Source organism: Nonomuraea sp. NPDC050691 (assembly GCF_040654455.1).
GTDB lineage: Bacteria > Actinomycetota > Actinomycetes > Streptosporangiales > Streptosporangiaceae > Nonomuraea.
The window spans coordinates 1-10,999 of the sequence record NZ_JBFAIA010000229.1 but is presented as its reverse complement, the minus strand read 5'-3'; the positions used below and the strand labels follow the sequence as shown (position 1 = coordinate 10,999).

Sequence of the window (10,999 nt, the reverse complement as noted above, 5' to 3'; positions counted from 1 at the left end):
CCCACACGTGGGGCGCCCCCGCCCGCCCCGCCCGGCACGCTCGCCCCGCCCGCCATGCTCGCCGTCGCCGGGGAGGCGCCGCTCTGCCACGGCCCCCTCTCTCTGCGCGCCGGGCACGCCGCCCCGTTCTGCCGCTGGTGCGGGCGCGTCGATCCGGGCTGGAGGTGTCCCCACTGCGGCGGTGCGCGGCTGCGGGCCGTGGTCGTCGGGGCCAGGCGCACCGCTGAGGAACTGGGCCGCGCCTTCCCCTCCACGCCGGTGCGCACGTCCGGCCGTGACGGGGTGCTGGCCTGCGTGCCCGCCGCGCGGGCGCTCGTCGTCGCCACCCCGGGCGCGGAGCCGGTCGCCGAGGGCGGGTACGCCGCCGCCGTGCTGCTCGACGCGTGGTCGCTGCTCGGCCGGGCCGACCTGCGGGCGTCGGAGGAGGCGCTGCGCCGCTGGATGAACGCCGCCGCTCTGCTCCGGCCCGCGGCCGAGCTGGTGGTGCTGGCCGACGCGGGGCTGCCGGCCGTACAGGCGCTGCTGCGGTGGGATCCGATCACGCATGCCGAGCGCGAGCTGGCCGACCGGGCCGAGCTGGGGTTCCCGCCCGCGGTGCGCATGGCGACGCTCACGGGCGCCTCCGCCGCGGTGCGGCAGATGCTCGACGAGGTACGGCTGCCCGCGGAGGCACAGGTGCTCGGCCCGGTGCCGATCGACGAGGCCGGTCAGGAACGCGCCATGATCCGCGTGCCACGCCCGGGAGGAGCGGTGCTGGCCGCGGCGCTCAAGGGGGCCAGCGGGGTGCGCGCGGCGCGTAAGGCGCCGGATGTCGTGAGGGTGAGTGTCGACCCGCTCGACCTGATTTAGGCTGTTTCCCCGATTCGCTCATCCGTAAGTCAGCCGTTAGCGTGCCTTTGTGTCGATCGAATGGGTGAACCAGGCCATCGACGACCTGCGTGCTTGGGGACGGGCGCGGGGAGTCGAGGTGGACGCGGACGAGGTCCGCCTGCTCTGCGACTACGCCAGCGACTACCTCGACGTCAACGAGCCGGGCGACTTCACCCCCGCGACCTTCGACGAACTGCTGCTGTCCATCTACCCCCGCAAGGTGATCACCCCGCCCGAGAGCGCCACCGAGACCGTGGCCGCCGCCCGCACCCTGGTCGACTACCTCCAGGACAAGGCCGAGGTGGGCGCCGCCATCGCCGGGGCCATGCGCGAGCGGATCGACGACATCGCCCCACGCATGGCCGGGGCGCTGGCCGACGAGTCCAACTTCGGCATGGCCAAGAGCCTGTTCAGCTCCATCGGGCCCGAGTCCCTGGAGCAGTCGATCGCGATCCCGTCCGGCGAGCTGCCCGATCTGGGGGAGGCGCCGTGCGACTGCCCGGGGTGCTCGCCCCTGCCCGGCGTCCGGCTCGCCCCGCCCGGCGAGCTGCTGGAGGCGCTGGCGCGCGTGCCGCTCTGGACGGCGCTGCGGGAGGACGGCGGCGACGCGCGGGAGGAGACGTACGGGGAACTGGTCGGCGACCTGCGACGGCACCTCGCCGCGTACTACTCCGGGGACGAGACGGCTGACGGGCCGCTCCGGCTGTGGGCGGGCGCGGTCGCGTACCTCGTGGACCAGGACACGCGCGGCACCGTCACCGGCAGCGCGGAGCTGGACGACGAGCTGTACGACCTGTTCGACATGCTCTACCGGCTGCGCACCCGGGTGCCGGTCGCCGTCATCGGCGACTACCTCCAGGAGGTCGTGGACGACGGCGACGTGGACGTGCCCGCGACCCTCGACCGGCTGGCCTGGTGCGGGCTGATCGAGATGGCGCCCGACCCGCCGGGGATGCTCCCGCCCCGAGGGACGCGAGCGGGCGGCGGCGCCCCGCCGGCCGGTGCGGGCGCCGGCCCGGCGAGCCGGCCGATCGCCCCTGTGGCGGGCCGCATCGGCGTCGCCGCGCACACCGGGCCCGACACCCCGCACGGGCCCGGGGGACGGCGCGCTCTCGGCATCCAGCGCGGGGCGTCCGTCCACCGCGGCCCCGGACGCCCGGCCGGCCCAGGACTCCCGGCCGGTCCCGGCGGGGAGGACGCGCCCGAGAGGCGGGCCGCCGGCGGTCAGGGCCATGCCGGCGGGTCCGGCGGCGCGATCCGGCGGGGCGGCACGGCCGGGCTGACGCCGCTCGCCGTGTGGGCTCTGCGCGAGCACTACCTGGCGCTCGGCATCGATGCCCCCGAGGCCCCCGACCTGGGCGAGGCGGACGCCACCGGCCTCGTCGAGGGCCTGCTCGACGGCATGCCCACCGAGATGGCCGAGGACGACATCGCCCGCTGGCTCAGCCGCCGCACGCCCGGCGAGGCCGCCGCCCAGCTCCTCGCGGCGGCGTCCGGCGCGCCCGCCGTGGCCCGCGGCATCGCCGTCACCATCGTCGACCGGCTGGGCGCCGAGGCCGAGCCCGAGGTGCGCGCCTGCCTCGACGACGACGAGCTGCGCCCACACGCCATCCACTGGCTCGCCTCCCGCGGCCTGCCGGCTCCCGCGCTCACCCAGGACGAGCTGCTCTGGGTCAGCGTCGACATGCTGGCGCTGGCCATGCCCGCGGCCGAGGAGGACCCCGACGTCTTCGCCGAGAACATGGCCGCCTCCGGCCCGCCCGCCCACCTCATCGAGGAGATGTGGCGGGTCGACCACCCCGACGTGGTGGACGTGCTGGAGCTGCTCGGCCGTTCCATCCCCGACGGCACGGTGGCCAAGGCGGCGCGCAAGGCCGCGTTCAAGGCCCGCTCCCGCGCCATCAGGTAGAACCCCGGACCGGAGCCGCGGTGCGCGACCGGGATCCGCGATGAGTACGTCCCTGTGACTCCTGTGCAGTAAGTTTCCTGGGTGGCCAACAATGTCTTCGACCTCGCCGAGCTGCGCAAGCTGATCGATGAGCAGCCCGCCATGCCGCCCCGGCCGCCGCAGGAGACGGCCGAGGAGCACGAGGCCCTGACGTTCCCGCCCGTGACGCTCGTGCCCGACGCCGAACTGGCCCGCCTGGTGCCCACGGTGCCGCTCGTGGCCGACGCCATCCGCCTCACCGCCTGGACCGGCACCCGTCCCGTCACCCCCGAGGGGCTGCTCGCCGCGGACGACGCCACCGCCGCGGCCGAGACCCTCGGCGTCGACGCGGCGCGGCTGCGCCTCATCTGGATCGTCGCCGTCAACACCGGCCTGCTGCAGATCGTCCGCGGCCAGGCCCTGCGCGGACCGCTGCCCGAGCTGCTGACCGTCGAGGCGACGCTGGAGTTCTGGGACGGCGTGGTCATGGACGTCCTCGACCGCGCCGACGAGGGGCTGACCGGCTCGGCCGTGGTCGACGAGCACCTGGCCGAGATGCTGGCCACCGTCTACTCCGTGCGCTCCGGCGTGGCCGTCGCCAACCTCGCCCGCGGCATCCTCCAGTCCCACGAGGTCGCCTGCGAGCCCGGCACCGTGCAGCTGCGCCGCCTGGCCGCCTCGCTGCCCGCCGAGCTGCTGGAGGCGCTCTCCCTGCTCGCGTACTGCGGCCTGGTCGAGCAGACCGACGCCGGCCGTACGGCGCTCACCCCCCTCGGGGTGTGGGCGATCCGCCGCGACCTGCTGCGCGAGGGCCACGACGCGCCGACGGCCGCCGAGGTGGAGGTGTTCGCCGACCTGTCCGCCGCCGAGCTGGTGGAGGCGCTGGTCAAGGGCGCGGCGACGCAGAGCGCCGTGGCGGGCTGGCTGGAGCGCCGCCCGCCCGAGGAGGCCGCCCGCGAGCTCATCGAGATCGCCGCCGAGGGCACGGCCGGGCAGCGCGGCGCCGTGGGCGCCATCCTGGAGGAGCTCGGGCCCGAGGCTGAGGCGCCCCTGCGGCGGGCCCTGGAGCTGCCGCTGATGCGCCGCTACGCCGCGTCCTGGCTGCACATCCGCGACCTCGAAGCCCCGGCGCTCAGCGCCGACGACCACACCTGGATCGCGGTCGACTCCCTCGCGGCCCTCATGCACCTGTCCGGCCACGCCGCCGGCCGGCTCGACCCGCCCGAGCCCGGCGAGGACCTGATCCGGCTGGTAGGCGAGATGCCGGCCGTCGGGCACCCCGACACGATCGCCGTCCTCGACATGCTCGCCTCCGCCCACGACGACCCGGCCGTCGTCAAGGCGGCGCGCAAGGCGGCGATGAAGGCGCGTTCCGTCGAGCACACTAAACTGGGCTCACCCCATCGAAGCGAAACGGAGTGACCCCTTGGCGATCCAGTCGATCCGGCTGTTCGGAGATCCGGTGCTGCGCACCCCGGCGGCCCCGGTCGTCGACTTCGACAAGGAGCTCCGCAAGCTGGTCAAGGACCTGACCGACACGATGATGGACGCGCCGGGCGCCGGCCTGGCCGCCCCGCAGATCGGCGTCGGGCTGCGCGTGTTCACCTACTACGTGGACGACCAGCTCGGCCACCTGATCAACCCCGACCTCGACCTGTCGTCCGAGCTGGACGAGGAGGGCGAGGAGGGCTGCCTGTCCTTCCCGGGGCTGAGCTACCCGACGCCGCGCGCCATCCGCGCCGTCGCCAAGGGCTTCGACATGCACGGCGAGCCGGTCGTCCTGGAAGGCACCGACCTGATGGCGCGCTGCTTCCAGCACGAGACCGACCACCTCGACGGCATCCTGTTCATCGACCGCATGGACCCCAAGCAGCGCAAGCTCGCCATGAAGGCCATCCGCGAGGCCGAGTGGAGCGGCCTGTCCGCGCCGACGGTCAAGTTCTCCCCGCACGCCACCGGCGGAAAGGCACTCTGAGCCGATGCGCCTGGTCTTCGCGGGCACGCCCGAGACGGCGCTGCCGTCGCTCCGCGCGCTGATCGACTCGCCGCGGCACGACGTCGTGGCCGTCGTCACCCGCCCCGACGCCCAGTCGGGCCGGGGCCGCAAGGTCCACCCGTCGCCGGTCGCCGAGCTGGCCGAGGAGGCGGGCATCCCGGTGCTGCGTCCCGCCAAGGCCGGCGACCCCGAGTTCCTGAAGCAGCTCGCCGACCTGGAGCCCGACTGCTGCCCGGTGGTCGCCTACGGCGCGCTGCTGCCCCAGTCCGCGCTCGACGTGCCCCGCCACGGCTGGATCAACCTGCACTTCTCCATCCTGCCCGCCTGGCGCGGAGCCGCCCCGGTGCAGCACGCCATCCTGCACGGCGACGAGATCACCGGCGCCTCGACGTTCCAGATCGTCAAGGAGCTGGACGCCGGCCCTGTGTACGGCGTGGTCACCGAAGAGGTGCGGTCCGACGACACGAGCGGCACGCTCCTCGACCGGCTCGCCCAGTCCGGGGCCGGGCTGCTCGCGGCCACGCTCGACGGCGTCGAGGACGGCGCCCTTGAGGCCCGCCCGCAGCCGTCCGACGGGGTGAGCGTCGCCCCAAAGATCAACGTCGCCGACGCGGAGGTCGACTGGTCGGCGCCCGCGATGCGGGTCGACCGGCTCGTCCGGGCCTGCACCCCCAACCCGGGGGCGTGGACCACGTTCCGGGGCCAGCGGCTCAAGCTCGGCCCCGTCACGCCGGCGCCGTCCGCCGAGGGCCTCGCCCCGGGCGTCATCGCCGCCGGCAAGCATTCCGTGCTGGTCGGCACCGCCACCCACCCGGTCGAGCTGGGCGAGGTGCAGCCGCAGGGCAAGCGGGTGATGAGCGCGGGGGAGTGGGCGCGGGGCGCCCGCGTGGAGAGCGGCGACCGGTTCGCGTGACCGGAGCGCGCCGTGAGGCGCTGCGGGTCGGTGGTGGCGCCGCGGACGGCGCGAGCGGCCGTCCGCAGACCGGAGCGGCGCGTCGCGCCGCGCGTTCGGCGGACGTGCGGCCGGCGGGCATGGGTGGGGTGCGATCCGCACATATGAGGGAAAGCCGGAGGGGATGAGCACCAGCGGGGGCCGTGGGCCCGAGGACCGCGGCACCGGCCGCGAAGGCAGCCGGGGAGAGGGCCGGGAAGGCAACCGCGGAACGGGCCGGGACGCGGGGCGCGAAGGCGGCCGTGGTTCGGGCCGGGACGCGGGGCGCACAGGCGGCCGTGGTTCGGGTCGCGAGGCCGGTCGGGCTTCGGGTCGTGACGCTGGTCGCGGTTCAGGTCAGGACGCCGGTCGTGTGCCGGGTCGTGAGGCGGGGCCCGTGTGGGGTCGTGACGCGGGTCGTGGGTCGGGTCGTGACGCGGAGCGTGGGCCGGAGACGGATCGCGGTGCCGGCCGTGGGGCTCAAGCGGATCGTGGAGCGGGCCCCGGGGGTGCCGGGGGCTATGGGGCGTCCTCTGGGGGACGGGTGGGCCGTCGCCGGAGCGCCGGGTCCAGCCGGCACGGCGGTCCGTCGGGCGGTCCATCGGGCCGGCAGGGCGATCCGGCGGGTCGGCAGGGTGGTCCCTCGGGTGACCGGGCTGGTCTGGCTGGTCGGGAGGGCGGTGCGTCCGGTCGGCAGGGCGGTTCCTCGGGTGATCGGGGCGATGCCGGCGGTGCGCGGCGTACGGGCGGGCGTGGTCATGGTGGGGCCGGGCGGGGGCCGCGTGACCCCGCGCGCAACGCCGCGTTCGACGTCATGCGCGCCGTCGACGAGCGCGACGCCTACGCCAACCTGCTCACCCCGCGCCTCCTGCGCGAGCGCGGCCTGAAGGGGCGCGACGCGGCCCTGGCCACCGAGCTGGCCTACGGCACCCTGCGCGGCCTCGGCACGTACGACGCGATCATCGCGATCTGCAGCGACCGCGCGCCCGACCCCGCCGTGCGCGACGCGCTGCGGCTCGGCGCCCACCAGCTCCTCCGCATGCGCGTCCCGCCGCACGCCGCCGTGGGCACCACGGTCGACCTGGTACGGCAGCGCGTCGGACCGGGCGCGGCCAAGTTCGTCAACGCGGTGCTGCGCAAGATCGCTTCTCGCACGCTCGACGAGTGGCTGCCCATCGTGGCGCCCGACCTCGCCGACGACCCGTCCGGGCATCTCGCGGTCGTGCACAGCCACCCGCGCTGGGTGGTCAGCGCCTTCCGCGACGCGCTCGGCGGCGGCATCGAGGAGACGACCGAACTCCTCGCCGCCGACAACGCCCGGCCTCTCGTCACCCTGGTGGCCCGGCCGGGACGCTCCTCCCGCCGCGAACTGCTCGACGCGGGCGCCGAGCCCACCCGCTACTCCCCGTACGGGGCCTGCCTGACGGAGGGCGACCCCGGGCAGATCGCCGCGATCGCCGAGACCCGCGCGGCCGTGCAGGACGAGGCCAGCCAGCTCGTGGCCCTCGCCCTGACCCGCGTCCCCCTCGACCCGCAACCCTCGTCGCGGCCCGGATCGGCCGAGGGTGAGCTGTGGCTCGACATGTGCGCCGGGCCGGGCGGCAAGGCGGGCCTGCTCGACGCTGTGGCGGTGTACGGCGACACGGCCGGCGTCCCCGTCGACGTCGGGGGCGCCGGCGGTAGCGGGTCCGCCGAGGAAGCCGAGGGCATGCCGCCCGTGGCGTTCCCCGGTGGGGCGCGGCTCGTTGCCGCCGACGTGCAGCAGCACCGCGCCCGGCTCGTGGCGCAGACCACCGCGCACGCTGGCGTGATCACCGCCGACGGCACGCGGCCCGCCTGGCGGCCCGACGTGTTCGACCGCGTCATGCTCGACGCCCCCTGCACCGGTCTGGGCGCGCTGCGGCGCAGGCCCGAGGCGCGGTGGCGGCGCGACCCCGCGAGCGTCGCCGAACTGGCACGGCTCCAGCGCGCCCTGCTGAACACCGCCCTCGACGCCACCCGCCCCGGCGGCGTGGTCGCGTACGTCACCTGCTCCCCGCACCTCGCGGAGACCCGCGTCGTGGTCAGCGACGTGATCGCGCGCCGCGACGACGTGGAGCAGCTCGACGCCCGTGACTACCTGCCCGAGGTCGAGGGCCTGGGCGACGGCCCGCACGCCCAGTTCTGGCCGCACCGCCACGGCACCGACGCGATGTTCCTCGCACTCCTCCGCAAGCGGGCGTAACCCCCGAGGCAGGCGCGCGCGGCGGCCGGGGGGCCGGGGAGGCGGGGGCGCGCGCCGGGGCGGGGTTCAATAGACTCGGCACATCATGGCCGTACAGATCTCGCCCAGCATCCTGTCCGCCGACTTCGCCCGGCTCGCCGACGAGGCAGCGGCGGTCCCCAACGCCGACTGGCTGCACGTCGACGTGATGGACTACCACTTCGTGCCCAACCTCACGCTCGGCCTGCCCGTCGTGGAGTCGCTGCGCAAGGCCACGTCCCTGCCGCTCGACTGCCACCTGATGATCGAGGACCCCGACCGGTGGGCGCCCGCCTACGCCGAGGCGGGCGCGGGCAGCGTCACCATCCACGCCGAGGCCGCGAAGGCGCCCGTGCGCACGCTGCGCCAGATCCGCTCCCTCGGCGCGCGGGCGGCGCTCGCCCTCAACCCGGGCACCGCCGTCGAGCCGTACGAGGGGCTGTTCGGCGAGATCGACATGCTGCTGCTGATGACGGTCGAACCGGGGTTCGGCGGCCAGGGGTTCCTCGACATGGTGCTGCCGAAGATCCGCACCGCCCGCTCCCTCGTCGAGCGGCACGGCGGCCAGATCTGGATCCAGGTGGACGGCGGGATCACGACCGAGACCATCGAGCGGGTCGCCGAGGCGGGGGCGGACGTCTTCGTCGCGGGCAGCGCGGTGTACGGCGCCAGCGACCCCTCGGCGGCCGTGGACGCCCTCCGCGCCCAGGCCGCCACCGTGATCGACTGAGGCCGCCCAGGCCGCGATCGTGGTCGGCTGGGGTCGTCCCGGTCGCGATCGTGGCGCGGTGACCTGCGGACGTCGGCGTCGCGACGGCTTCGCGACCGGCGAATGTGACGTACGCCGTTGCGTCGAAGGGGCGTGCCCCCGGAGCATCGTGATCTCCAGGTGATCGGCGGCACAGTGGCTGCGGAGGTGCGCGAGTGGAGTACGTGCGGGTCGGATGCGCCTGGCTGATCGCTGTGGTCTTCGCCATCACGGCGGTGTCCAAGGCGCGAGACCTGAGCGGGTTCGCCCGTTCGCTGCCGGACCTCGTCCCCGTGAGCCGCGCTCTGAGGCGCCCGCTGGCGGTGCTGGTGGCGGCGCTGGAGGGGCTCGCGGCGCTCCTGGTGGCCGTGCCGTTGCTCGCCGGGGCGCCCGGCGTCGCCGCGTACGGCCTGGCGCTGGCCCTCGCGCTGCTGACGGCGTTCACCGTGGCGATCGCCGTGCCGCTGCGGCGGGGACAGCGCGCCCCGTGCCGCTGCTTCGGCGTGTCCGCCGCCCCGCTCGGGCCCCGCCATCTCGTCCGGAACGGCCTGCTGATCACCGCCACGCTGCTCGGCCTCGCTCTTCCGATGGGAGCGCCCGCGCCGGCCGGGACCGTCGTGGCGGGCGTCGCCGGGCTGATCGGCGCCATCCTCGTGGCCGCCTTCCACGACCTGGTCGACCTCTTCGCCGGCGCCTGACCGCGAGCGGCATCTGAATCTGAGGCCCGGCGACGCCGGGTGCCGCCGGGGCCTGAGGTGAACGCGGCTGTCACCGGATGAAGTGACATAAACCCCCGCAGACCTGGGTAACTGCCCACTTATGGCGGATCACGGGCTTTTCGGCCCCCGTTCGGTGACCTGGCGGGTGATGGGGGAGCCGATCCTGCTCATCGGCGGGCTGCGCGCGCTCCTCATGCAGGGACTGCATCCCCGCGCCATGCGCGGCGTCCTCCAGCACTCCTCCCTCATGGACCCCTCCGAGGCGTGGTCGCGCTTCGTGCGCACCACCGAGTTCGTCCACGTCCGTACGTACGGGAGCCTCGCCGAGGTGGAACGGGCCGGCCGGCGCGTCCGCAAGATCCATGCCAGCCTGACCGCGCATGATCCGGACACCGGAGAGGAGTACCGCCTCGACGAGCCCGAGGCGCTGCGATGGGTGCACGTCGGCGAGGTGGACTCCTACCTGTCGGTGGCGCGGCGGGCCGGGGTCCGGCTCACCGACGCCGAGGCCGACGCGTTCGTGGCCGAGTGGCGGCGCGCGGCCGAGGTGGTGGGGCTCGCGCCGGACAGCGTCCCCGGCACGGTCACCGAGATGCGCGACTACATCGAGGCACAGCGTCCCGGCCTGCGGTTCGTGCCCGAGGCGGCGCACCCCCTGCGCCTGTCGCTGAACGCCCCGCTCCCGCTCGTCCTCACGCCCCTGCGCCCTGCCCTGCCCGCCCTGACGCTGCTCGCGTTCGCGACGATGCCGCGCTGGGCGCGCAGGTTGTACGGGCTGCCCGCCACTCCCGTCGGCGACCTGTGGGCGACGGCCACGCTGCGCGCCCTGCACACCGGGCTCGGCTTCGTCCCGGCCCAGGTCCGGTACTCCCCGGCGGCCCGCGAGGCCCGGCGCATCATGGCCGCCTGAGCATTTGACCAAGCGACCGCTTGGTTGTCATAGTGGGGGGCGGGCGCATGCCGCTTCGGCGGCATGGCAAACTGGTACAAGAACAGAGCTAGCGTGCTCCGGGGTCGGTGAAACTCCGAACCGGCGGTGACAGTCCGCGACCCGGCCGATGCCATCGGCCGGTTGACCCGGTGAAATTCCGGGACCGACGGTTAAAGTCCGGATGGGAGGAAGCGCGCGGGTGTCCAGCCATCGCTGGGCGCCTCTGTGATGCGCACGCGCATCGCCCGATCCCCCGGGGCCCGCCATGGCCGAGAGCCGATGGCGAGGAGGAGACCCGGGGTGGAGACCAGGGACACGGCGCGCACCACCGATCCCGTACACGACACCGACATCGCCGGTCCCGCGACCGCCGCCGATGTCGCCGGTTCCGTGACCCGTGCTGACGTCGCCGGTTCCGCGACGGATGCCCGCCTCATGGCGCGCGCCGTCGAGCTCGCCGCGCGCGGGCACGGCACCACCAGCCCCAACCCCGTCGTCGGCTGCGTCATCCTCGACGCCGCCGGCCAGGTCGCGGGGGAGCGCCGACGGAACGACCTCGCCCGACCGGCCCGGCTGGTCGTTCTCCGACTCCGAGGTCTACAAGCTCCTGGAGGCCCTGGCCTGGGAGACGGGCC

Annotated in this window: 8 protein-coding genes, 2 pseudogenes and 1 riboswitch; all 10 genes and pseudogenes read left to right on the top strand. The window is 75.1% G+C overall.

Annotation, left to right across the window (positions count from 1 at the left end; all coding sequences use genetic code 11):
• Window positions 1-849 (top strand): annotated as a pseudogene (locus AB0H81_RS40780) (primosomal protein N'); the annotation flags it as partial.
• A gap of 49 nt (window positions 850-898) precedes the next feature.
• Entirely contained in the window at window positions 899-2,779 is a 1,881-nt protein-coding gene (locus AB0H81_RS40775; RefSeq protein WP_358386572.1) for a hypothetical protein, read from the top strand.
• An 81-nt stretch (window positions 2,780-2,860) separates the two neighbouring features.
• The gene (locus AB0H81_RS40770) at window positions 2,861-4,219 is read left to right on the top strand and encodes a hypothetical protein (RefSeq protein ID WP_358386570.1); all 1,359 of its coding nucleotides are present in this window, start codon (window positions 2,861-2,863) and stop codon (window positions 4,217-4,219) included.
• A 4-nt stretch (window positions 4,220-4,223) separates the two neighbouring features.
• Window positions 4,224-4,772: a peptide deformylase gene (gene def, locus AB0H81_RS40765; protein ID WP_358386567.1), complete on the top strand. Its 549-nt coding sequence runs from the start codon at window positions 4,224-4,226 to the stop codon at window positions 4,770-4,772.
• Between the two features lie 4 nt (window positions 4,773-4,776).
• Complete coding sequence (gene fmt / locus AB0H81_RS40760) at window positions 4,777-5,706, top strand: methionyl-tRNA formyltransferase (RefSeq protein WP_358386565.1); 930 nt, start codon at window positions 4,777-4,779, stop codon at window positions 5,704-5,706.
• 679 nt (window positions 5,707-6,385) lie between these two features.
• Window positions 6,386-7,948, top strand: a complete 1,563-nt coding sequence (locus AB0H81_RS40755; RefSeq protein ID WP_358386574.1) for a transcription antitermination factor NusB — start codon at window positions 6,386-6,388, stop codon at window positions 7,946-7,948.
• Between the two features lie 85 nt (window positions 7,949-8,033).
• Window positions 8,034-8,696 carry a ribulose-phosphate 3-epimerase gene (rpe, locus tag AB0H81_RS40750; protein WP_358386562.1) on the top strand — a complete coding sequence of 221 codons (663 nt, stop codon included), beginning with the start codon at window positions 8,034-8,036 and terminating at the stop codon, window positions 8,694-8,696.
• Window positions 8,697-8,890: 194 nt separating this feature from the next.
• Window positions 8,891-9,412 (top strand): MauE/DoxX family redox-associated membrane protein, encoded by a 522-nt coding sequence (locus tag AB0H81_RS40745; protein ID WP_358386560.1) that lies wholly within the window; start codon window positions 8,891-8,893, stop codon window positions 9,410-9,412.
• A gap of 169 nt (window positions 9,413-9,581) precedes the next feature.
• Complete coding sequence (locus tag AB0H81_RS40740) at window positions 9,582-10,343, top strand: oxygenase MpaB family protein (protein ID WP_358386558.1); 762 nt, start codon at window positions 9,582-9,584, stop codon at window positions 10,341-10,343.
• Window positions 10,344-10,432: 89 nt separating this feature from the next.
• A riboswitch (FMN riboswitch) is annotated at window positions 10,433-10,563 on the top strand.
• A 101-nt stretch (window positions 10,564-10,664) separates the two neighbouring features.
• Window positions 10,665-10,999: pseudogene (locus AB0H81_RS40735) on the top strand (hypothetical protein); the annotation flags it as partial.